18 protein-coding genes and 1 other annotated feature are annotated in these 22952 nt (G+C 64.5%); of the genes, 7 read left to right on the top strand and 11 right to left on the bottom strand.

Annotated features, from left to right (window positions below; all coding sequences use genetic code 11):
* Positions 1–32: 32 nt before the first annotated feature.
* From hisIE to hisG, 11 genes are all read right to left on the bottom strand, one after another.
* Positions 33–668 (bottom strand): bifunctional phosphoribosyl-AMP cyclohydrolase/phosphoribosyl-ATP diphosphatase HisIE, encoded by a 636-nt coding sequence (gene hisIE, locus R2B70_RS09735; protein WP_318163274.1) that lies wholly within the window; start codon positions 666–668, stop codon positions 33–35.
* Positions 661–1434, bottom strand: a complete 774-nt coding sequence (hisF, locus tag R2B70_RS09740) for an imidazole glycerol phosphate synthase subunit HisF (RefSeq protein WP_042078718.1) — start codon at positions 1432–1434, stop codon at positions 661–663. The genes hisIE and hisF overlap by 8 nt, the downstream gene beginning before the upstream one ends.
* A gap of 166 nt (positions 1435–1600) precedes the next feature.
* Entirely contained in the window at positions 1601–5569 is a 3969-nt protein-coding gene (locus tag R2B70_RS09745; protein ID WP_318163339.1) for a PAS domain S-box protein, read from the bottom strand.
* Positions 5563–7728 carry a PAS domain S-box protein gene (locus R2B70_RS09750; RefSeq protein ID WP_318163275.1) on the bottom strand — a complete coding sequence of 722 codons (2166 nt, stop codon included), beginning with the start codon at positions 7726–7728 and terminating at the stop codon, positions 5563–5565. Before R2B70_RS09750 ends, R2B70_RS09745 begins: the two co-directional genes overlap by 7 nt.
* Positions 7721–8830, bottom strand: a complete 1110-nt coding sequence (locus tag R2B70_RS09755; protein WP_042078715.1) for a two-component system response regulator — start codon at positions 8828–8830, stop codon at positions 7721–7723. Before R2B70_RS09755 ends, R2B70_RS09750 begins: the two co-directional genes overlap by 8 nt.
* Positions 8831–8946: 116 nt before the next feature.
* The gene (gene hisA / locus R2B70_RS09760) at positions 8947–9696 is read right to left on the bottom strand and encodes a 1-(5-phosphoribosyl)-5-[(5-phosphoribosylamino)methylideneamino]imidazole-4-carboxamide isomerase (RefSeq protein WP_318163276.1); all 750 of its coding nucleotides are present in this window, start codon (positions 9694–9696) and stop codon (positions 8947–8949) included.
* A 5-nt stretch (positions 9697–9701) separates the two neighbouring features.
* Complete coding sequence (gene hisH, locus R2B70_RS09765) at positions 9702–10325, bottom strand: imidazole glycerol phosphate synthase subunit HisH (protein WP_318163277.1); 624 nt, start codon at positions 10323–10325, stop codon at positions 9702–9704.
* Positions 10326–10401: 76 nt separating this feature from the next.
* Entirely contained in the window at positions 10402–11553 is a 1152-nt protein-coding gene (hisB, locus tag R2B70_RS09770) for a bifunctional histidinol-phosphatase/imidazoleglycerol-phosphate dehydratase HisB (RefSeq protein WP_318163278.1), read from the bottom strand.
* Between the two features lie 13 nt (positions 11554–11566).
* Positions 11567–12652, bottom strand: a complete 1086-nt coding sequence (gene hisC / locus R2B70_RS09775; protein WP_318163279.1) for a histidinol-phosphate transaminase — start codon at positions 12650–12652, stop codon at positions 11567–11569.
* Positions 12649–13947: a histidinol dehydrogenase gene (hisD, locus tag R2B70_RS09780; RefSeq protein ID WP_318163280.1), complete on the bottom strand. Its 1299-nt coding sequence runs from the start codon at positions 13945–13947 to the stop codon at positions 12649–12651. Before hisD ends, hisC begins: the two co-directional genes overlap by 4 nt.
* A gap of 12 nt (positions 13948–13959) precedes the next feature.
* Positions 13960–14856 (bottom strand): ATP phosphoribosyltransferase, encoded by an 897-nt coding sequence (gene hisG, locus R2B70_RS09785; protein WP_209792259.1) that lies wholly within the window; start codon positions 14854–14856, stop codon positions 13960–13962.
* Between the two features lie 29 nt (positions 14857–14885).
* Positions 14886–15010: a sequence feature (His leader region), on the bottom strand.
* Between the two features lie 190 nt (positions 15011–15200).
* Between hisG and R2B70_RS09790 the strand changes: the two genes are divergently transcribed.
* The 7 genes from R2B70_RS09790 to rnd all read left to right on the top strand — a co-directional run bounded on the left by R2B70_RS09790 (position 15201) and on the right by rnd (position 22730).
* Positions 15201–15449: a hypothetical protein gene (locus R2B70_RS09790; RefSeq protein ID WP_042078705.1), complete on the top strand. Its 249-nt coding sequence runs from the start codon at positions 15201–15203 to the stop codon at positions 15447–15449.
* 67 nt (positions 15450–15516) lie between these two features.
* Positions 15517–17427 (top strand): ATP-dependent DNA helicase, encoded by a 1911-nt coding sequence (locus R2B70_RS09795; protein ID WP_318163281.1) that lies wholly within the window; start codon positions 15517–15519, stop codon positions 17425–17427.
* A 95-nt stretch (positions 17428–17522) separates the two neighbouring features.
* Complete coding sequence (gene tsaB, locus R2B70_RS09800; protein ID WP_042078703.1) at positions 17523–18224, top strand: tRNA (adenosine(37)-N6)-threonylcarbamoyltransferase complex dimerization subunit type 1 TsaB; 702 nt, start codon at positions 17523–17525, stop codon at positions 18222–18224.
* Between the two features lie 67 nt (positions 18225–18291).
* Entirely contained in the window at positions 18292–18804 is a 513-nt protein-coding gene (locus tag R2B70_RS09805; RefSeq protein WP_042078700.1) for a Slp family lipoprotein, read from the top strand.
* Positions 18804–19646, top strand: coding sequence for an alpha/beta hydrolase (locus R2B70_RS09810; RefSeq protein WP_318163282.1), 843 nt, complete (start codon positions 18804–18806; stop codon positions 19644–19646). Before R2B70_RS09805 ends, R2B70_RS09810 begins: the two co-directional genes overlap by 1 nt.
* 196 nt (positions 19647–19842) lie before the next feature.
* Positions 19843–21519, top strand: coding sequence for a long-chain-fatty-acid--CoA ligase FadD (gene fadD / locus R2B70_RS09815; protein WP_318163340.1), 1677 nt, complete (start codon positions 19843–19845; stop codon positions 21517–21519).
* Between the two features lie 98 nt (positions 21520–21617).
* Positions 21618–22730 (top strand): ribonuclease D, encoded by a 1113-nt coding sequence (rnd, locus tag R2B70_RS09820; protein ID WP_209792269.1) that lies wholly within the window; start codon positions 21618–21620, stop codon positions 22728–22730.
* Positions 22731–22952 lie beyond the last annotated feature (222 nt).

The following is a 22952-nucleotide window of genomic DNA, read 5'->3' on the forward strand; positions in this document are numbered from 1 at the left end:
CCATCAGGGCCCGTTGTTTATCTCGGTGTCGATCACTTGTTGTGGCGCTCATGGAGGCGCTGCACCACATCCTTCAGCCCCAGCCCCTCGTTTTGCAGCAGCACGGTCAGGTGATAGAGCAGATCGGCGGATTCATTGATGAGCTCCTCCCGATCCTTGGCCATGGCGGCCAGGGCCACTTCGACCCCCTCTTCGCCCACCTTCTGGGCGATGCGCTTGGTGCCTTTGCCATAGAGGCTGGCGGTGTAGCTGGTGGCGGGGTCCGCCCCCTTGCGGGCGGCGAGGATCTGCTCGAGCTCGGCGAGGAAACCCAGCGGCGGCAGCGGGTGGCCGTCGAAGCACGACGGGGTGCCCAGGTGGCAGGTGGGGCCCACGGGATCGGCGGCGATGAGCAGGGAGTCCTGATCGCAGTCGGTGGAGATGGCGACGAGTTTGAGCACATGGCCTGAGCTCTCCCCCTTGGTCCAGAGGCGCTGCTTGCTGCGGCTGAAGAAGGTGACCTGGCCGGTGGCCTGGGTCTTCTTCAGCGCCTCTTTGGTCATGAAGCCCTGCATCAGCACCTGGCCGCTCGCGGCGTGCTGGACGATGGCGGGGATCATGCCGTCACACTTGGCCCAGTCCAGGCGCTCGGCCAGCGGCAATGCATTGTCTACTGCTTGATTATTCACGGATGGCGACTCCTTCGTTTTTCAGCCAGCGTTTCAATTCGGGAATGGGGATGAGGCCCTTGTGGAACACGGAAGCCGCCAGGGCCCCGTCCACGTCGGCCAGGGTAAAGGCATCGCGAAAGTGCTCCATGGCACCGGCGCCGCCGGAGGCGATGAGGGGCACCTTGCAGACGGCGCGCACCAGCCTGAGCTGTTCGAGATCATAGCCCTGGCGCATGCCATCCTGGTTCATCACGTTCAGCACGATTTCGCCGGCACCGCGGCGCTGCACTTCCTGCACCCAGTCGAGGGTGGTCCAGGCGGTGGTGCGGGTGCGGCTCTCGTCGCCGGTGAACTGCTTGACCTGATACTGGCCGAGGGCCGCGTCGAAGTAGGAGTCGATGCCCACCACCACGCACTGCACGCCGAAACGCTCGGCCAGACGGGTGATCAGGGTGGGATCGGCCAGGGCAGGGGAGTTGATGGAGACCTTGTCGGCACCAAATTCCAGGATCTGGCGGGCATCCTCCACGCTCTTGATGCCGCCGGCGACGCAGAAGGGGATGTCGATCACCTCCGCCACCCGGCTCACCCAGCTCTTGTCCACCACCCGCTCGTCGCTCGAGGCGGTGATGTCATAGAAGACCAGCTCGTCGGCCCCCTCGGCGGCGTAGCGGCGGGCGAGTTCGACGATGCCGCCCATCACCTCGTGGTTGCGAAACTGCACGCCCTTGACCACCACGCCATCTTTGACGTCGAGACAGGGGATAATACGCTTTGACAACATGCTCATGGCTCCATGTAAAGCACGGTTAAACAACATCGTTCTGCCGCCGACGCAGGATCTGGCGGCGAATGGGAAAGCGGTCGGCATGCCTTGCGGGATCCTGACGGGGCAGGGGCAGCTACACGGCTGCCCATCCCCGGGACCCACACTATATGCATGACTTCATTCAGTGGTTCAACCCCTTGTCGCCCTTGATCAGCCCAGGGTTGCGCGACGGGGTGTCGGCAAGCGGGGTCAGGTCATCGGGATCGGGCTCGTCCGCAGCCATGTGCTGGCGAAGGGTGAGCAGGGCGGCGTCGAAGTCGAACTCCTTCAACTGCCTGGCCAGGGTCTCGCTTCGAGTGCCCAGCATGAGCCGCAGGGGGGCGGCGTATTGCTCGTACAGGGGGATCACCGCGGTGTCGCTCTGCACCAGCAGCGCCTCCATCTGGCGAAGCAGCTGGCGGCGCCACGGGTTGCCGAGGGGCACCAGATCCGTGGCCGTGGCCGCCTCTTCGTTCCCCAGCCGTTCATGCAGGGCGGCAAGCCACCTGTCGATGGTCGACATCAGTTCGGCCGGCGGGGGGGTACCGGCGGCGATCTCCTGCTCCAGCTGCAGGCAGTGCTGCGCCAGCTCCACCGCCCCCAGGGTGCTGGCCACGCCGCGCAGGGTGTGAACCAGGCGGGAGGCGGCGGTCTGGTCCCCGGTCTGCAGATGCTGGCTCAGCAGGACCATGTCCTGATCGTGCTCGCTGGCGAAGTAGCGCAGCAGGGAGAGGTACTTCTCCTGATTGCCCTTGAGCACCGCCAGCCCCTGCTGCAGATCCAGCCCGGAGAGTCCTAGCAGGGGGGAGAGGGGGCCCGTTTCTATGCCCGGATCATGCTCCTCATGGCGGAGCCCGGCCACTTTGCCGTCGGGCAGCCACCGCTGCAGGGCCTCAAACAGCTTGGCGGGGGTGACGGGTTTGGGGATGAAGTCGTTCATGCCGGCCGATTCGCTCGCCTTCCTGTCCTCCTCGAAGGCGCTGGCCGTCAGGGCCAGGATGGGAACCTGCTCCCAGCCGGGCAGCGCCCGGATGGCTCGGGTGGCGCTGTAACCGTCCATCAGCGGCATCTGTATGTCCATCAGGATGAGATCGAAGGAGTGCTGCCTGACACGCTCCAGCGCCTCCTGGCCATTGACGGCGGTCTCGATGACGAGGCCGCTGTTGCACAGCAGCTCCAGCACCACCTCGCGGTTGATGGCGTTGTCCTCCACCAGCAATACCCTGGCATGGCCCGGGAAATAGCGCGTCTGCTCCACCTGTTCGAGCAGCGGCGATGGCTGCACCTCCTCCCTGGCCTTGAACAGACGGGCGGTAAACCAGAAGCAGCTCCCCTTGCCCGGGGTGCTGGTGACGCCGACTTCTCCCCCCATCAGGGCCGCGATCCGGCTGGTGATCGCCAGGCCCAGGCCGGTGCCGCCATATTTGCGGGTGGTGGAGACATCGGCCTGCTCGAACGCCTGGAACAGCTTCTCGCGCTGCTCTGGGGTGATGCCGATGCCGGTGTCCTCCACCTCGAAACGCAGCAGATAGCCGGTGGTGAGCGGGCGGGTGACCCGGACCCTGAGGGTGACCGAGCCCTGTTCGGTGAACTTGATGGCGTTGGTCGCGTAGTTGAGCAGCGCCTGGCGCAGCCGGGTGATGTCACCGTGGACCCAGGCCGGGGCATCCCCGATGTCGATCACGATGGCGAGCCCCTTGGCGCGGGCCTGCTCGCTCATCAGGGCGCTGACGTTGTCCAGCATGGCGGTGAGGGAGAAGTCGGTCAGCTCCAGCGCCATCTTGCCCGCATCGATCTTGGAGAGGTCCAGGATGTCGTTGATGATGCTCAGCAGATGCTGGGCGGCGTTGTCTATCTTCTCCAGCCGCTCGTGCTGGATGCGATCCGGCGTGTCGCGCTTGAGCAGATAGGTGAGCCCCAGGATGGCGTTCATGGGGGTGCGGATCTCGTGGCTCATGTTGGCCAGGAAGGCACTCTTGGCGTGATTGGCGCTCTCGGCGCGCTGGTGGGCCAGGGCCAACTGCAGGGTGCGCTCGTTGACCATCTCCTCCAGGTGGTAGCGATACTGGTCCAGCTCCTCGCCGAGCTGCTTCTTCTCGGTGATGTCGGCCTGCACGGTCACATAGTGGGTGATCTCGCCGTTCTCCTGGCGGATGGGGGAGACGGTGGCCAGCACCTGGTAGTGGGCACCATCCTTGCGCCGGTTGATGAACTCCCCGTGCCAGCGCTGGCCGTGGTGGATGGCATCCCAGAGCGCGACATAGGTGGCATTCGGGGTGAGACCGGAGCGCAGCAGGGAGGGCGTCTGGCCGATCACCTCGCTCTTCTGGTAGCCGCTGGCGGCGAGGAAGGCGGCGTTGACGTACTCGATGCGTGATCGGGTGTCCGTGATGAAGACGCCGTCCGGGCTCTGCTCCAGGGCCAGGGACAACTGGCGCAGCTGCTGCTCGGCCAGCTTGCGCTCCGTGATGTCCAGATGGATGCCAAGGAGGCGGACAGGGCGCTGCTGGGCATCCCGGTAGACGCTCCCCTTGCTCGCCAGCCAGCGTACGTTGCCGTCCGGCAGCAGGATGCGGAACTCGAGCTCGACCGGTGCCCCGCTCACCGCCCGCTCGGCCAGCAACTGCTCGATGCGGGGCCTGTCATCGGGATGCAGGCAGGCCTGCCAGGCGGCGAAATCACCCAGGTCCTGGGCGCTGCGGCCATAGAGGCGGGCACATTCGGGCGAGAAGAAGAGACGGTTGCTGACCATGTCCCACTCCCAGATCCCCACGTGGGCCCCTTCCTGAGCCATCAACAGCCGCTGCTCGCTCTCGCGCAGGGCGCTGCTGATGGTCTCGGCACGCACCCGGGCGCTGATGGCATCGTCCATCAGGTTCAGTGCCGCGAGGCGGGCGCGGCGCTGGGTATCGAGCGCAGCCTGTTGATTGTGCAGCAGTCGCTGCTCGGCCAGCTTGCGCTCCGTGATGTCCTGCACTGTCCCATAGAGCTCGATGATGGTGCCGTCAGGCGCTGTGAGGGCCGCGCCACGGGCGATGACCCAGGCGGATTCCCCCTGCTCGTTGATGATCTCGGCATCGCACTCGTAGGGTTGCCCGTCCCGTCGGCAGCGCTCGACGGCCTGGGCGACGGCGTGCCACCCCTCCTGGGTGAAGTACTTTCTCACCTCGGGATAGACGGCGGGGGGCAGGGCGGGATCGCGGCCGTAGATGCGATAGATCTCCGGCGACCAGAAGTGGCTGTCGTCGGCAATGCGCCAGCGCCAGTTGCCAATCTTGGCCAGCCGCTGGGACTCGCGCAGTATGGCCTCGTTGCGACGCAGGGCCTCCTCGGTCTCCTTGTTCTGCCGATTGTCCTCGATGATGGAGATGAAGTAGTCGGGTTCTTCGTCGAGGTTCCTTACCAGGGCCACCGTCAGGGTCGTCCAGATGGTCTCTCCCCCCTTGTGCAGGTAGCGCTTTTGCAGGGTGTAGTGGGGGATCTCCCCCGCCAGCACCCGGGCGACATGGGTCTCATCGATGAAGAGATCGTCCGGGTGGGTCAGCTGCTGGAACGTCATCTCGGTGAGCTCGTCGGCCCGGTAGCCCAGCATGTCGCACAAGCGCTGGTTGACCCGCAGCCAGTGACCATCGGGGGAGACCAGGGCGATGCCGACCGCCGCCTGCTCGAAGGTGGCCTGGAAGCGGTTCTCGCTCTGCTGCAGGCGGGACTGGGTGTTCATCAGCTCCTGCCAGTGCAGGATCTCCCGGGCCCGGGCGCTGTGGATGGCGGCACTGAGCAGGCTGACGAGGAGCCCGTTGGCGATGAGGAGCCCCCACTGCACCAGATCCTGGCCCGCCGTAATGCGCAGCTCATTGACGGGGGGCAGCATGAAATAGGTGGTGACCAGGGCGCTGACCAGGGTGCAGAGCAGGCCAGGCAGCAGGCCTCCCAGCAGGGCGCAGATGATGATGGGCAGCATGAAGAGCACCAGCAGCGGGCGCTCGCCGAAGGCGATGGGCAGCTGGATCCGGATCTGCAGCATCAGCAGGGGAAGCAGCACCGCCAGCAGGCAGACACCCCAGCGTTGGGTAGAGGGGCGAACATGCCAGAGTTGCGACCAGCTCATGATGGGAGATCCTCCGGTGGCGTGGGGGCCTGGGGGTAGGGAGGCGGCAGCCCGAGCTGGCGCGAGAGCCCGTTGATCTGGTGCTTGAGCGCCAGCATGGCGAGCTCCCTGTCCACCATCACCTTGTTGAAACGCTCCAGCTCATGGTTCTGCTGGCGCAGCTCGTCGGCCTGGTGGGTCAGGGCCTGTTCGACCTGCTCCCGCTCGGTGACGTCGAGCAGGAGCCCGATCACCGCGGGCTGGCCGCGATAATCGACGCGCCGCCCGTAGAGCTCGACCTCCAGGGCCTCCCCCTGCCGGTGCTGGGCGCTGAAACGGGTGTGGATTTCGCTGTCATCCTGCTCGCACGCCTGTATCAGTTCGGCCACCCTGGCGCTGTCCTTGGGGGCGGCGAGGGCGTGCAGGCTGCCAACGCCGAGCAAGGCCCCAGGTGCATCATAGCCAAACAGCTGGGCAAAGCAGGGATTGATGTAGCAGAGACGCCCCTGCTGGATGATGTAGATGCCGGCGAGGGACTGCTCTACCAGGGCGCGAAACAGCCCCTCCCGCTCGCGCAAGTCGGCCTCTGCCCGCTTGGCGTCCGTGATGTCGCGGGAGATGCCGAAGATGCCGATCACCCGGCCATCGCTGTCTTGCAGCGGCCCCTTGGTGGCGAGGAAGACGCGATCCCCTGAGGGCAGGGTCAGGTACTCCTCCTCGGTCTGCACCCGGTTGCGTTCAATCACCTGGCGGCCGGCGGCCATCAGCATCCGGGCCTGCTGCGGGGGGAAGATGGCCATGTCGTCCTGGCCCAGCATCTCGGCGGCGGATTTGCCGACGAACCGGCTGGCGGCGCGATTGAACAGGATGTACTTGCCCTCCCTGTCCTTGGCAAAGATGGCATCTTCCGAACTGTCGGCGATGGCGGAGAGCAGCTGCAGCGCCTCCAGCCGCTGGGACTGGGAGTGGTGGAGCTGCTCGGCCATCTGCAGCCGGGTGTGCTGGCGCAGCAGGATGACGCCGGCGTTGGTGATGAAGAGCACCAGCAGGCCGATGAGGCCGATCCAGATGCTCTCCTTGAAAGTGGCCTGATAGAGCTCGGCCTTGTCTATCTTGGCCAGCAGATACCAGTCCGTGTTCATCACAGGGTAGACGACGCCAAATACCTCGGTGTCCCGATAATCCTTGCCGGAGAGCACCCGGGATTCGCCCTGACCGGCGTAGAGACGCAGGTACTTGGCGGCCAACAGGGTCTGGTGGGTGAGGGGGTAGTGCAGGGTGAGGGCCGCGTCATCGGGGCGATAACGCAGGCCACTCAGATAACGCACCTGATCCCCCTGCTGGCGAAACAGCATGGCTTCGCCACTGCTGTCGGGAATGGGCCAGGTGCGAAGGATGCGATCGGCCCAGTCAGTGCCGATGATCTGCAGCGCGATCACGGGGGAAGCCTTGCCCGGGGTGTTCAGGGCGGCCAGAAAATCCAGCCTGGATTGTCCCCGCTCATCGAGGTAGGGGCCCACCCTGAGCACCTTGCCTGCTTCCACCCGGGCCAGGGCATCCTGCAGGGTAGTATTCATGGTGCCGGCCCCCGGGGTGTGCCACAGGGTCTGGCCGGTTGGACCAAACACGGCGGCCCCCTGGAATCCTCGCAGTGAGATGAAGTCCAGCAGCTGTGTCTGCCACTGCGCCTGTTCATGGGATGATGCGGCCGCCAGCCCATCCCGATGCAGGGCGTCATAGCGCGGACTCTCGATGATCTGGCGGACATCCTGCTCGCGGTTGTCGAGCCATTCGGTGATGCGCCTGCTCTTGAGATCGGCGATGGCTTCGAGGCGGGCGACCTCCTTGCTCCGGGTCAGCTCGATGTTCTGGGCGATGGCCATGCCGGTCAGCGCCAGGATGAGCCCGTTGAGCAGCACGAAGGGGAGCCACTGACGCCGGGTGACGCCGGGGGTGACCAGGGCCTGGTCGGTGCGACGGCGCAGCATGGCATAGAGCATGAGCGCTGTGATGAGAATGAAGAGCCAGCCCTTGATGGTGCTGGCGAGGGCGAACTGGGCCGGGGTGCTGAACAGCCACTCCACCGCCTTGTCGGAGAGCAGGATCCACAGGCTCGCCACGGCGGCATAGGTGAGCACCACGTTGAGCACGTGGGCCCGGGTCAGCGGAGGCCGTTCAGCCATGCGCGACCTCGCCGTCATCCCGGTAGCGCTCGGCGATGCTCACGAACTCCTCGAAGTGACGGTCGAAGGCCGCCACCACGTCCGGATCGAAGTGCTGGCCGCTGCCGGAGAGAATGAGGGCGCGCGCCTCCTCATAGGGCATGGCCGGTTTGTAGACCCGGGCACAGATGAGGGCGTCAAACACGTCGGCCAGCGCCATCAGACGGGCAGAAAGGGGGATGGCGTCCCCCTGCAGGGCATCCGGGTAGCCGCTGCCGTCCCACTTCTCGTGGTGCCAGTGGGCGATCTCCTTGGCCAGGGTCAGGAAGGCCAGGGGTTGCTCCATGTCCTGCTCGGCCTGCTCGATGGCGTCGCTGCCGAGCTTGGCGTGGGAGCGCATGACCTGCCACTCCTCCGGGGTCAGCTTGCCCGGCTTGAGCAGGATGTGGTCGGGAATGCCCACCTTGCCGATGTCGTGCAGGGGGGCCGAGCGGCTCAGCAGATCGATGTAGCCCGGGGTCAGGGTATGGACGAATCGGGGGTGGCTTGCCAGGGCGCTGGCCAGCAGGTGCACGTACCCCTGGGTGCGCAGTATGTGGTTGCCGGTCTCGGGATCGCGGATCTCCGCCAGGTGGGCGAGGGCGCGGATGGCCACCTGCTGGATCAGATCGTTTTCGGCCATCCGCCTGGCCACCTCGGCTTCCAGGGCCGCATTCTGGTTCTGCAGGCCGTCGCGGGCCTGCTTGGCTTCCAGCTGGGTGCGCACCCTGGCCTGAACGATGATCGGCTTGATGGGCTTGGTGATGTAGTCGACGGCGCCAAGGGAGAGACCGTACTCCTCGCTCTGGGGATCGGCGAGGGCGGTGAGCAGGACCACGGGGATGGTGCTGCCACCCGGGGACTGGCGCAGTTGTCTGAGCACCTCATAACCGTCCATGCCCGGCATCATGACGTCCAGCAGGATGAGATCCGGCTGGGTGTCGCTGCCGACGATGCGCAGGCACTTCTCTCCGCTTTGGGCGGCCAGCACGCGGTAGTGAGGGGAGAGCAGTTCGGTCAGTACCATCAGATTTTCGGGCGAGTCGTCGACAATCAGGATGGTGGCGCTGTGAGGTGTCAACATATGTCTTCCATGACGCTGTCCCTATGGGGTCGAGTATAGAGCCAATTGCTGCCAAATCATAAGGTTCGCACACATCGGGGAAGAGAGGCCCGCCCGTATGGGCAGGCTCTCCCGGTTCACGGGGTCGTGGTGCCCTGGCCCCAGCACAGGATAGCGTCTCTTACGTCGAACTTGCCCTCCAGCAGGGCGCGACCGAGGATGATCCCCTTGACCCCCGAGTCCTTGAGCGCCTCGATGTCGGCCAGTCCACCGATGCCGCCTGAGGCCTGAAAGCCAACGCTCGGGTAGCGGGCACAGAGATCCCGGTAGAGCGCGACATTGGTACCGGCCAGGGTGCCGTCCCGGCTGATGTCGGTGCAGAGCACGTGCTTGAGCCCGGCGGGGAGGAAGCGCTCGATCAGGGCTTCGATGGTGACACCGCTGTTCTCCTGCCAGCCCGCCACCGCAATATGGCGATTGCCCTCCTCATCGATGTTGACGTCCAGGGCCAGCACGATGCGCTCGGGGCCGTACTTCTCCATCCAGCTGGCCACCAGCTCCGGAGACTTGACGGCGGTGGAGCCGATCACGACCCGGTTGGCACCTGCCGCCAGCAGATCGGCCACGTCCTGCTCGGTACGCACGCCACCGCCGACCTGCACCGGGGCGTCGGTGGCCGACAGCAGCCGGGTGATCAGGGACAGCTGGCGCGCTTTGGCATCCTTGGCGCCGTCCAGATCCACCAGGTGCAATTGCCCCGCCCCCTGGGCGACGTATTCATCGAAGCGGGCCTGGGGGCTGCTGCTGTAGGCGGTCTTCTGGTCGTAGTCCCCCTGATAGAGTCGAACCACCTGACCGTTAATCAAATCAATGGCGGGAATGATCATCCTTGTCACAGCTCCAGAAAGTTTTGCAGTAAACGGGCGCCGGCCGCACCGGATCGCTCCGGGTGGAATTGGGCGCCAAAGAAATTGTCGCGGCCCACGATGGCGGTAAAGGGTCGGCCATAGTCGCAGATTGCCAGGGTCGCCTCGGTCACCTCCAGCGCATAGGAGTGCACGAAGTAGAAGTAGCTGCCGCTGTGGATCCCCTTGAGCAGCGGGTGGGTCTCGTCGTGGGTGATCTGGTTCCAGCCCATGTGGGGCAGGCGCAGATTGCCCACCTCCATCAGCCGGATCTTGCCCGGCACTATGCCGAGGCAGTCGATCTCGCCGCATCCCTGATCCGCTGTGCTCATGCTCTCTTCGGAGGCCTGCGCCAGCATCTGCATGCCGAGGCAAAAGCCCAGCAGCGGCTGTTTGGCGGCGCGAATAAGGGGCACCAGCCCGCGTTCGTTCAAGTTCTTCATGGCGGCCACCGCGGTGCCGACCCCGGGCAGGATCAGCTTGTCGGCCTGCTCGATGTCGACGGCCTTGCTGGAGACCTGGGGCTGCACACCCAGACGCTCGAACGCCATCCTGACCGAGGCCAGATTGGCGCAGCCGGTGTCGATAATCACCAGATTCTGCTTGCTCATGTTGTGCTCCTCATGCTGTTGCCTGAGATTGGCACCACAGGGGCGGTGTCGATGATGACCAGCTTCTGGTTTGCCATCACAGCACCCCCTTGCTGGAGGGGAGCTCGCTCCCTTCCACCCGAATGGCCTGGCGCAGGGCACGGCCGAAGCCCTTGAACAGCGCCTCCACCTGGTGGTGGGTGTTGCCGCTGCCGACCTTCATCTGCAGGGTGATGGCCATGGCGTCCGAGAGCGAGCGGAAGAAGTGGGGCACCATCTCGGTGGCCATCTCGCCCACGCTGTCGCGGCCAAAGCCGCTCGGGCAGTCGAACACGAAGTAGGGGCGACCGCTGAGATCCAGGGCCGTGGCCACATCCAGTTCGGTCAGGGAGGGGGTCTGCTCGTTGCCGCTCGTGGCTGCTGCCGGACGGGGACGGCCATCGATCACCGCCTGCACCTCGTCCATCGCCAGCACGAAGCCGAAGCGGCCGATGCCGCGCTTGTTGCCAAGGGCCTGGCGCAGGGCCTGGCCCAGCGCCAGCCCGACATCTTCCACCGTGTGATGATCGTCGATGTGCAGATCGCCGCTCACCTTGAGCCTGAGGCGAAAGCCCGCATGGGTCGCTATCTGATCCAGCATGTGATCGAAGAAGCCGATGCCGGTGGCGATCTGGTTGCCGCCGCTCTTGTCGAGATCCACCGCCACCTGGATGCGGGTCTCCTTGGTGTAGCGCTCCACCTCGGCGGTGCGCCCCTTGGAGAGCAACTGATCACGGATGGCGAGCCAGCCACTCTCCTGCGGGTGGTAGCGGATGCCACGGATGCCCATGTTCTCGGCGAGCTGCAGGTCGGTCTGGCGATCGCCAATGACGAAGGAGTTGGCGAAGTCGATGCGACCCGAGGCCAGGTACTCCTTCACCAGGCCCAGGTTGGGCTTGCGGCAGCTGCAACCGTCGGTGGGGAAGTGGGGGCAGATCAGCACCTGCTCCCAGGTGACGCCCTGGGATTCGAACAGGTGCATCATCAGATCGTGGGGGGGCTGGAAATTCTCCAGCGGCAGGCTGGCGGTGCCCAGCCCATCCTGATTGGTCACCATCACCAGCACGTAGCCGGCGGCCTGGAGTTCCCGCAGCACAGGGATCACCATGGGCTCGAAGCGCAGCTTGGCGAGGCTGTCAACCTGCTTGTCGGTGACCGGCTCCTCGATCAGGGTGCCGTCACGGTCGATAAACAAAAACGGGGTCTTCATCTCTTCTACATCCTTATACGCTGGCGGCAGACGGGGTGGTGGCGGCAACATCGCGCAGCACCAGGAGCACGGCATCCATTTCGCCCTGATAGCCGATGGTGATGCGGATGCTGTTGTCGAGCCCCGGCTTGCTGGAAAAATCTCGCAGTATGATGCCGGCGGCCTTCATGGCGGCGAACACGGCGGCCCCGTCATTGAAGCGCACCAGCACGAAGTTGCCCTTGTCCTCGAACACTTCCTTGACGCAGGGCAGACGGAGCAGTTCGGCCTTGATGATCGCTTTTTGCTTGTTGAGCTCCTGTACCCGCTCCTGCATCAATTCCAGCCCCATGGGGGAGAGCGCCTGGCTTGCTATCTGGGCGATGGGGTCGGGAATGGGGTAGGGGGCGATCACCTTGGCCAGCATGGCGATGACCTCGGGATCCCCCAGGGTGAAGCCGCAGCGGATCCCCGCCAGGGCGAAGGCCTTGGAGAGGGTGCGGGTCACCACCAGGTTGGGGTATTGGGCGAGCAGGTCCACCACGCTCGCCTCCGGACAGAACTCGATATAGGCCTCGTCCACGACGATGATGGCGCGCTCCCTGGCCTTCTCCAGCAGGGCGATGAGCCCCTTGCGGCCCACCAGATCCCCGGTGGGGTTGTTGGGGGAGCAGAGAAACACCAGCTTCACGTCCGACAGCCGATCGGCGATGGCGGGCCAGTCGGGTTGACGGCTCGCGGTGAGCGGCTGCTCCACGATGCCGACGCCGCAGGTCTCGGCGCTGATGGCGTACATGCCGTAGGTGGGCGGACAGATGAGGATCTGATCCTCCCCCGCCTCGCAGAAGGTGCGGATCAAGAGCTCGATGGCCTCGTCGGCCCCGCGGCTCACCAGCACCCGATCCGGGGTCACCCCGGCGTAGGCGGCGTAACCGTTCACCACCTCGGCCGGCTGGCACTCGGGGTAGCGGTTGAGGCGGCTGCCCTCGACGGTGAAGGGGTAGGCCAGCGGCGCCTCGTTGGCGTTGAGCCAGACGTGGCCCTTGCCACCGATGCGGCGGGCGGACTGATAGGGGGTGAGGGCCCGCACCACGCGGCGAGCCAGGTTGGCGATGCTCATGATAAATCCTTTTGCAGTGCGTTCAGTCTGAGGGTAACGGCATTCTTGTGGGCATCGAGCCCCTCGGCCTGGGCGATGCGCTGGACGATGGGACCCAGGCCGCGGATCCCTTCCGCACTCAGCTCCTGCACCGTGTAGCGGCGCTGATAGTCGGCGAGCCCCAGGCTCGAGCAGGTGCGGGCGTAGCCGTAGGTGGGCAGGGTGTGGTTGGTGCCGCTGGCGTAATCCCCCACGGACTCTGGCGTCCAGGCACCCAGGAAGATGGAGCCGGCATTCTCGAGCTTGTCCAGCAGCGCCCTCGGCGCCTCGGTCTGCACGATGAGGTGTTCCGGGGCATAGGCGTTGGAGATGGCGCAGGCCTCCTCCAGGTTGTCGCAGAGGATCACCAGGCTTGCCTTCAGGGCTTGCTCGGCGATGTCGCGGCGGCTGAGGTCGGCGAGTTGCGCCTGGATCTCGCTGCCGATGGCATCGGCCAGGGGTGCAGAGGTAGTGACCAGCACCACCTGACTGTCGGGGCCGTGCTCGGCCTGGGAGAGCAGGTCGGCCGCCACGAAGGCCGGGTTGGCACTGTCGTCGGCGATCACCAGCACCTCGGAGGGGCCGGCGGGCATGTCGATGGCGGCGCCGCGCCAGTCGCGGGAGACCTGGCCCTTGGCCTCGGTCACGTAGGCGTTGCCCGGGCCGAAGATCTTGTCCACCTTGGGGATCGTCTGCGTGCCATAGGCCATGGCGGCGATGGCCTGGGCACCGCCGATGGCGAACACCTGGCGCACGCCGCAGGCGCGGGCGGCGAACAGGATCTCGTCGCTGGCCGGCGACGGGGTGCAGAGCACCACCTCACGACAACCGGCCAGGCTTGCCGGAATGGCCAGCATCATCACGGTGGAGGGGAGCGGAGCGCTGCCCCCCGGCACGTAGAGGCCGACCCGGCCGATGGGCTGGGTGCGCAGCTCGCACAGGACGCCGGGCTGGGTCTCGACCCGCACGACGGGCTGCACCTGGGCGGCGTGGAAGGTGCGGATATTGGCGATGGCGGTCAGGATGGCGCCCTTGATGTCGTCATCCAGTCGGGCACAGGCGGCGTCTATCTCGGCCTCGCTCACCCGCAACTGCTCGCGGGGGGCGCGCTCGAAGCGCTGGCTGAGCTCGCGCAGCGCCTCATCGCCCTGGGCCCGTACGGAGGCGATGATCTCCCGCACCACGGCACCGATGTCGGCCTCGTCGCCGAGGGCGGGGCGGGTCAGCACCTCGGCCTGCCGGGCGGGGGAGAGACTCTTCCAGATCAGGGTCTGCATGATGTTGCTTCCTTATTCCATCATCTTTTCGATAGGCAGCACCAGGATGGAGCTGGCCCCCAGGGCCTTGAGTTGCTCCATGGTCTCCCAGAACAGGGTTTCGCTGGAGACGACGTGCAGCGCCACCTGATTGGTCTCGCCGGCGAGCTGCATGATGGTGGGGCGCTCTGCACCGGGCAGCAGGGAGGTGATGGCGTCGAGCTTGTCTTTCGGGGCGTGCAGCATGATGTACTTGCTCTCGCGGGCCTGCTGCATCCCCTGGATGCGGGGCAGCAGCTTGTCGATGAGCCTCTGCTTGGCGTCGTTCAGGGGGTTGGGGGCCTGGACCAGCACGGCCTTGGAGCGGTAGATCACCTCGACCTCTTTCAGGCCGTTGGCCTCCAGGGTCGCGCCGGTGGAGACCAGATCGCAGATGGCATCGGCCAGGCCCGCGCGCGGCGCCACTTCCACCGAGCCCCCCAGCATCACGCTCTTGAAGCCCAGGCCCTGCTCGTCGAAGAAGCGCTTGAGCAGCCCGGGGTAGGAGGTGGCGATGCGCTTGCCGGCGAGGCTCGCAGGGCCTTGATAGTCCACGTCGTCCGGCACGGCCAGAGAGAGGCGGCAGCCGCCAAAATCGAGCTGTTTGAGGGTCTTGACCTCGGCTGGCAGTCCCTGGGCGGCGCGGATGAGCTGCACCTCTTCCAGCACGTTCTCGCCGATGATGCCGAGATCGACCACCCCTTCCATCACCAGACCCGGAATGTCGTCATCGCGCACCCGCAGGATGTCGATGGGCATGTTCTCCACATGGGCGATGAGGCGCTGCTCCCGCAGGTTGATCTTGAGGCCGCAGCTCTTGAACAGGGCCTGGGAGTCCTGGCTCAGGCGGCCGGACTTTTGCATGGCGATGCGCAAACGTTGTGTTTCCATTGCTCGATTTTCCTTCTAGTCAAAAACGAAAAAACCCTCGGAAGTGGGTGCTTCCGAGGGTTTATGAATCTTGCGGTCCTTTTGGAAGTCACCAGTTAAGTGTCTTCCAGCAGTCAACCTCCTGAAAGACTATTCGGGATGATGATGGTGGTGATGAGTCTTCAGGGTGGTGAACTTCATGATGTAATCAATCCTTTACAAATCAGATGTCGTTGTTGACGCCCGATTTAAACTACCTGCCTTGACGGAAAAAGCAACCGAAAAATGTGATCCGGACGATTAAAGTTGAGAAAACGGTTTTCTGGTCGATAACTAAACGATGAAGAGCCAGAGGAGGCGACATCATGCCCAGCCAGGACCTGTTATTCCCCATCTTGCCCCGCGCGCCCTCGACGCCGAGCCCCGACGACATCAAGCGGGAGGTGACCCAGATCAGCCAGAAGCATCAGCTGCGCAAGATAGGCACCGAGAATGGCGGCGGTGGCGGCCAGCCGCGCCAGCAGGGGTATCATCCGGAGCGGCGTGATCAGCCTAAGGTGCAGGAAGATGATCACAAGCCGGACCCCGATCACCAGATCGATCTCTTCGTCTGAACGCATTATCAGTCCCGCTTTCGCCGCGCTTTTGGCATAATGCCCGCTTTTGCTGCGGGACACGCCTTTGACCATCCAGACCCTGTTCAAGCCAGACGGCCCTCTGGCCCGCCACATCGATGGCTTCAAGGCCCGCGCGCCGCAACTGGAGATGGCCGAGGCGGTGGCGCGCGCCATCCGGCATGGTGGTCGCCTGCTGGTGGAGGCGGGCACGGGCACCGGCAAGACCTACGCCTACCTGGTGCCGGCGCTGGAGTCCGGCAAGCGGATCGTCATCAGCACGGGCTCCAAGAACCTGCAGGAGCAGCTCTTCTACCGGGATCTCCCCACCATCACGGGGGCGCTCGACTACACGCGGCCTGTGGCCCTGCTCAAGGGGCGCAGCAACTACCTGTGCATCGAGCGGATGAACCGCCTGCTCGCCGAATCCCACCTGCAAAAGCCCGACGTGCTCAATGATCTGGTCAAGGTGAAGTCCTGGTCCACCACCACGGACAATGGCGATGTGGGGGACATTCCGGGGCTGCAGGAGAATGCCGAGCTCCTCCCCCATGTCACCAGCACCAACGAGAACTGCCTGGGCCGCGACTGTCCCTACTATGACGACTGCCATCTGGTGGTGGCCCGCCGCCGCGCCATGGAGGCCCAGGTGGTGGTGATCAACCATCACCTCTTCTTCGCCGACATGGCGGTGAAAGACACCGGTTTTGGCGAGCTGGTGCCCGAGGCGCAGGTCTATGTGTTCGACGAGGCGCACCAGCTGCCCGAGATCGCCAGCAACTATTTCGGCAAGTCGGTGGGCAGCCGCACCATCCAGGATCTGGCTCAGGACATCCAGTTGGCCTATCGGGCCGAGGCTCACGACATGGCCCAGCTCGGCAAGGCGGCGGACCGGCTCGCCATCGCCAGCCAGGATCTGCGTCTGGCCTTCGGCGTGGAGGGGGGGCGCGGCAACACCCGAGACCTGCTGCGCCAGCCGCTCTGGGCCCAGGCGCTGGCTCGCCTCAACGACGCGCTCGGGCTCTGCTACGAGGTGCTGAAACTGGCGCTCGGGCGTGGCGAGCAGCTCGACCACTGTTTCGAGCGCATCAGCGAGCTGCGCACCCGGCTTGGGGAGGTGCTGGCCATCAACCAGACCGGTTTCTCCTACTGGTACGACTGTTCGCGTCTGCACTTCACCCTGAGCCTCACCCCGCTCTCGGTGGCCGAGCGCTTTGGCGCCGAGGTCCTTCGCCCCGAGGTGGCCTGGATCTTCACCTCCGCCACCCTGACGGTGGACAATCGCTTCGATCACTTTGTGGCCGAGATGGGGCTGGCCGGCAGTGCCGAGCTCATCCTCGACAGCCCGTTCGATTATGCCGAGCAGGCGCGGCTGTGCGTGCCTCGTTTCTTGCCCGAGCCCAATGCCTTCGGGCGGGGGGAGCAGCTGGCCACCCTGATGATCCCGCTCATCAACAAGACGCCGGGGGGCTGTTTCTTCCTCTGCACCAGTCATCAGGTGATGCGGCAGGTGGCCGAGGTGCTGCGCCGGGAGATAGGTCGCACCGTCTTGTTGCAGGGGGAGGACAACAAGCAGCGGCTGCTCAAGACCTTCGTGGAGAACGGCCGCGCCGTGCTGGTGGCCACCAGCAGCTTCTGGGAGGGGATAGACGTGCGGGGGGCCGCATTGTCCTGTGTTATCATCGACAAGCTGCCCTTTGCGAGCCCGGATGATCCCCAGCTCAAGGCGCGGGTGGAGGATTGCAGGCTCAAGGGGGGAGATCCCTTCGCCGAACTTCAACTGCCCAAGGCGGTGATTGCGCTCAAACAGGGGGTGGGGCGGCTCATCCGTGATCGCAGTGATCACGGGGTTCTTGTTATCTGTGATCCCCGGGTGGTCAACAAGCCCTACGGCGCCACCTTCATCAAGAGCCTGCCCGCCATCCCAAGGACCCGGGAACTGGCGAGCCTGGGAGAATTTTTCGGACCACGGGAGTGAGTCCACCGTGCCGGGAACTCGTCCCGGCCAGTGCATGACGGCAGGCCAAGGCCATGCTGACGATTTAACTGATTGATGTGAAGAGAATAAAAAAAATGGATGAGTTGAAGATCCTGGCCGTTGATACTGCCACCGAGGCCTGCTCCGCTGCGCTCATGGTGGGCGACAAGGTGTTCTCCCGCTGGGAGGAGGCGCCGCGGGATCACACCCGCAAGATCCTGCCCATGGTTCAGGCTGTGTTAGCCGACGCCGGTCTATCGTTGGAGCAACTCGACGCCATCGCCTTCGGGCGGGGACCGGGCTCCTTCACCGGGGTGCGGATCGGGATCAGCGTGGCCCAGGGGCTTGCCTTTGGGGCCGGCGTGCCGCTCATCGGCATCTCCACCCTGGCGGCCATGGCTCAGGGGGCTCACCGTCTGGAAGGGGCCGAGCGGGTGCTGGCCGCCATCGATGCGCGCATGGACGAGGTCTACTTCGGCCACTACGAGTGGCAGGGCGACACGATGCAACTGGTGGGGGAGGAGGTGGTAAGCCACCCAGGCGCACTGGTTGAGGCCCGTGGCACGCTGAACGGGCGTGTTGCCTGTGTCGGCACCGGCTTTGAGACCTATGGTGAGACGCTCGACGATCTGGCCGAGGTCCTGGTGACGAGCCAGGTGCGCTTCCCGGCGGCGCTCGACATGCTGCCCCTGGCAAGCAGAGCTTGGCTGGCGGGGGAGGCGGTGCCGGTGGAGCAGGCCACACCGGTATATCTACGCGACAAGGTGACCTGGAAGAAACTGCCGGGTCGCGAGTGACATCCAACGGCGAGCCGCGACTCGATGCCAGTGAGTGAAGGTGGACGACGCGGATAAGGAGAGGCGAATGATGAAATCCGTGATCATGTTGGCGGGGCTGCTGCTGGCGGGCTGCAGCTCGGTGCCCAGGGAGCTGGTCTATGAGCCGGAAAACCAGCTGGTGGCCTATCAACCCGCCCTGCAGGGGATGGAGGGCAAGCCTGCGCGCTGGAGCGGGGTCATCTCGGCGGTGCACAACGAACAGGATCAGAGCGTGGTGGAGGTGGTCTATCTGCCGCTCAAGGCCAACGGGGTGCCGACCCAGACCGAGCAGAGCCCGGGGCGCTTCCTCGCCGTCATGAAGGGTTTTGTGGATCCGACGCTCTACGCCAAGGGGCGCAGCCTGACGGTGCTCGGCACCCTGGACAAGCCGGTGGACAGCCAGATAGGGGAGCACAAGTATCGTTTCTCCGTGCTCAAGGTGACCGCCAGCAAGCTGTGGCCACCGGTGAAGGAGGTGGAGATCCGCTACGTGGATCCCTACTTCTACGACCCCTTCTATGATCCCTTCTGGCCAAGGCGCCACTACTCCCGCTGGTGATGATGACAGAGCGCTTCATCACCCTGGCGGACGGGCGGCGCATCGCCCTGCTGGACAACGGTCGGCAGGGCAGGCCGCTGCTCGTAGCCCTGCACGGCTGGCTCGACAACGGCGCCAGCTTTCTGCCCCTGGCGCCTCATCTTGAGGCATTTCACCTCGTCTGTCTCGATCTGCCGGGGCACGGCCACTCGGATCACAAGGTGACCCCCTATGTCTTCGTTGACTGGCTGGACGATCTCCACCAGATCGTGCAGGCCGCAGGCTGGTCGCGCTTCATCCTGCTGGGGCACTCCCTGGGAGCGCTGATCGCCAGCGCCTATGCCGGGGTCTTTCCCGAGCAGGTGGCGCGCCTCATCCTGCTGGAGGGGCTAGGGCCGCTGAGCCAGCCCGACGAAGAGGTGCCCGGGCAACTGCGCCGCGCCATTCTCAATCGCAGTCGTACTCGCGAGCGCGCGTCCGGTGGGTTTGCCTCCCTCGACGAGGCGGTGGCGGCCCGCTGCAAGGTGGCTGACATCTCCCCGGCGGCGGCGCGCCTTATCTGTGAGCGTCAGTTGGAGGAGCGGGAAGGGCGCTGGCATTGGCGCAGCGACCCCAGGCTGCGGGATCTCTCGCCGCTGCGCATGAGCGAAGGGCAGGCCCAGGCGCTGATCCGGGCCATCGCCTGTCCCGTGCTGTTCATCCGGGGGGAACAGGGTTTCCCCGGGCTGCTGGCGCAATGGCAGTTGCGGGGGCCGCTCTTTGGCCAGATTGAAATGGTGCAGGTGGCGGGAAATCACCATTTCCACATGGAAAATTCGGCACAAACCGCCGTTTATATCGAAAAGTTCAGTCAAATCCGGTAGGATCGCCGGCTTTGAATCATGTCAGGTTTGCTTTCTCCCTCACACTTCCCGTTGTTAATTCACTGTTAATCGATGTTGCCTTATGTAAATATGTGCGGCATTAGAGCATGAGCTTAAAACAACTGATTGAAATGGATGTGACAGGGACGGAGGCAACACAGTGAGCGCACAGGTGCGAGTTATGCAGGAGAAGTTCGTGGAAAGAGTCTGGCTGAAGCGTTATCCAGAAGGGGTGCCCGCCGAGATCAATCCAGACCAATACGGCTCCCTGGTCGAGATGTTTGAAGAGTCGGTGACCCAGTTTGCCGACCAGCCCGCCTTCGTCAACATGGGGCAGACCATTACCTATCGCCGGCTGGAGGAGCAGTCCCGTGCCTTTGCCGCCTATCTGCAGAACGAGCTCAAGCTCGGCAAGGGCGACAGGGTGGCGGTGATGATGCCGAACCTGCTGCAATACCCCATCGCCGTGTTCGGCATACTGCGGGCCGGCATGACTGTGGTCAACGTCAACCCCCTCTATACCCCGCGCGAGCTGGAGCACCAGCTCAACGACTCCGGCGCCAAGGCCATCGTCATCGTCTCCAACTTCGCCCATACCCTGGAGAAGGTGGTCTACGACACCCCGGTCAAGCACGTGATCTTGACCCGCATGGGGGACAACCTTGGCCTGGCCAAGGGGACCTTGGTCAACTTCGTGGTGAAATACGTCAAGAAGCTGGTGCCCAAATACAACCTGCCCCATGCGAGCACCATGCGCCAGGCGCTCGCCAAGGGGCGCTATCTGCAGTACATCAAGCCGGAGATCAGCAACCAGGACATCGCTTTCCTGCAATACACCGGCGGCACCACGGGTCTCTCCAAGGGGGCCATGCTGACCCACCGCAACATGATTGCGAACGTGGAGCAGTGCCTCGGCGTTTACGGTCCCGTGCTGGAGCGCGGCAAGGAGTTCGTGGTCACGGCGCTGCCGCTCTACCATGTCTTCGCCCTCACCGTGAACTGCCTGCTGTTCATGCGCCTGGGTGGCTATAACCTGCTCATCAGCAATCCCCGCGACATCCCGGGCTTCGTCAAGGAGATCAAGAAGTACCCTTTCACCTGCATCACCGGGGTCAACACCCTGTTCAACGCGCTGGTCAACAACGACGAGTTCAAGGGCATGGATTTTGCCAAGCTCAAGCTCACCATAGGCGGCGGCATGGCGGTGCAGCGGGCGGTGGCCGAGCAGTGGAAGGCGCTGACCCGCACCCCGCTGCTGGAAGGCTATGGCCTGACCGAGTGCTCCCCCCTGGTGAGCGTCTGCCCCTACGATCTGGTGGATTACAACGGCTCCATCGGCCTGCCGGTCTGCTCCACCGAGATCCGGCTGGTGGATGACGAGGGGAACCTCGTCACCCAGAGCGGCACCCCCGGCGAGATGCAGGTACGCGGCCCCCAGGTGATGACCGGCTACTGGCAGCGCCCGGAGGCCACCGCCGAGGTGATGCAGGATGGCTGGCTCTGCACCGGCGACATCGCGGTGTGCGACGAGCAGGGCTTCTTCAAGATCGTGGATCGCAAGAAGGACATGATCCTGGTCTCCGGCTTCAACGTCTATCCGAACGAGATCGAAGACGTGGTGGCGCTCCACCCCAAGGTGCTGGAAGTGGCCGCCGTCGGCGTGCCGAACCCGGTCTCCGGCGAGCAGGTTAAGATCTTCGTGGTCAAGAAAGATGCGGCGCTTGCAGAGAACGAGATAATTGCCCACTGCCGCAAACATCTGACTGCCTATAAGGTGCCGAAACTGGTAGAATTTCGCGACGAACTTCCCAAGACCAACGTGGGCAAGATCCTGCGCCGCGTGCTGCGCGACGAGGAGATTGCCAAGCAGTAACCGGCATGCACTGCTCTGCAGTCACGCGCTGTCGTTATGCAAAACCGTGGGGCATCCACGGTTTTTTCTTTCTGGGTCCGACCAACGTGCAGGCAACGATGCAATATCAACTCATTTCACAGCAAGCCGAACTGGATCAGTATCTCGCTTCCCTGGCCGACGTTCCCCTGGCCATCGATACCGAATTCGTTCGCACCCGTACCTACTATCCCCAGCTCGGTCTGTTCCAGATCTATGACGGCGAGCGCCTCGCCCTGCTGGATCCCCTGACGCTCGATCTCTCCGCTTTGTGGCAGCGCCTAGGCCGGGCAGGGCAGATCGCCATTTTGCACGCCTCCGGCGAGGATCTGGAGCTTATCCAGCATCAGGCGGGTCATCTGCCGAACCAGATGCACGACACCCAGCTGGCGGCGGCCTTCCTGGGCCATGGCGTCTCGGTCGGCTTTGGCGCCCTGGTCAACGAATTCCTCGGGGTCGAGCTTGAGAAGGATCAGGCTCGCACCGACTGGCTGGCTCGTCCGCTCACCCCTCGTCAGCTGGAATATGCCGCGGCGGATGTCTTCTATCTGCTGCCCCTCTACGACAAGGTGATGGCCAGGCTTCGCGAGAGCGGCAAGTTTGCCTGGTTCGAGCAGGAGTGCCAGAACCACTCCGCCCGCAAGACCCAGGGCAGTGATCCCCGTCAGGCCTACCTCGAGATCGTCAACGCCTGGCAACTGGGCCGCCGCGAGCTGGCCATCCTGCGGGAGCTGGCCGCCTGGCGCCAGCAGGAGGCGGTGCGTCGAGATCTCGCCCTCAACTTCGTGGTCAAAGAGCTGCACCTGTTCAAGGTGGCGGAGCGCAGGCCAACCTCGCTGCGGGATCTCAACGAGCTGGGGCTGGCCCCCATCGAGATCAAGATCCACGGCAAGCGGATGCTGGACATAGTCGCGGCCGCCCAGCAGAGCGACCCCGAAGGCTGGCCCGAGCCCATCCGCCGGCTGGTGGATTATCCCCAGTACAAGGCCGAGCTCAAGCGCATCAAGGCCATGGTGGAGGAGAAGGCCAAGGCCAGCAACATCCCCCCTGAGCTGGTCGCGAGCAAGAAGATCATTCACCAGTACTTCACCTGGAGCTGGCGCATGAGCGCCGAGGAGCGGGCCCGGGCGGACAAGCCCATGCTGCTGCAAGGCTGGCGCCATGAGCTGGTGGGCCACCTGCTGGCGCAGTAGCGGCCTTTGGTGCCCCTATGACGAAAGCCCTGGCTGCGTGTGCGGCCAGGGCTTTTGCTTATCAGGATGCCCTGCAACAGGACCAGATCCTGGAAGCCGGTCCCCCCGCAGTATCGTTCAGCTAAATGCTGAGTATTTATACGGTGTTCAACCTGTGCTTGGTCAGCGTCAGCCTATAAGTTGGTTGCTGTATTACTCCCATCGACCGTCAGTGGGTCACTG

The organism is Aeromonas sp. XH (genome assembly GCF_033348475.1).
GTDB classification, from domain to species: Bacteria; Pseudomonadota; Gammaproteobacteria; order Enterobacterales; family Aeromonadaceae; genus Aeromonas; species Aeromonas sanarellii.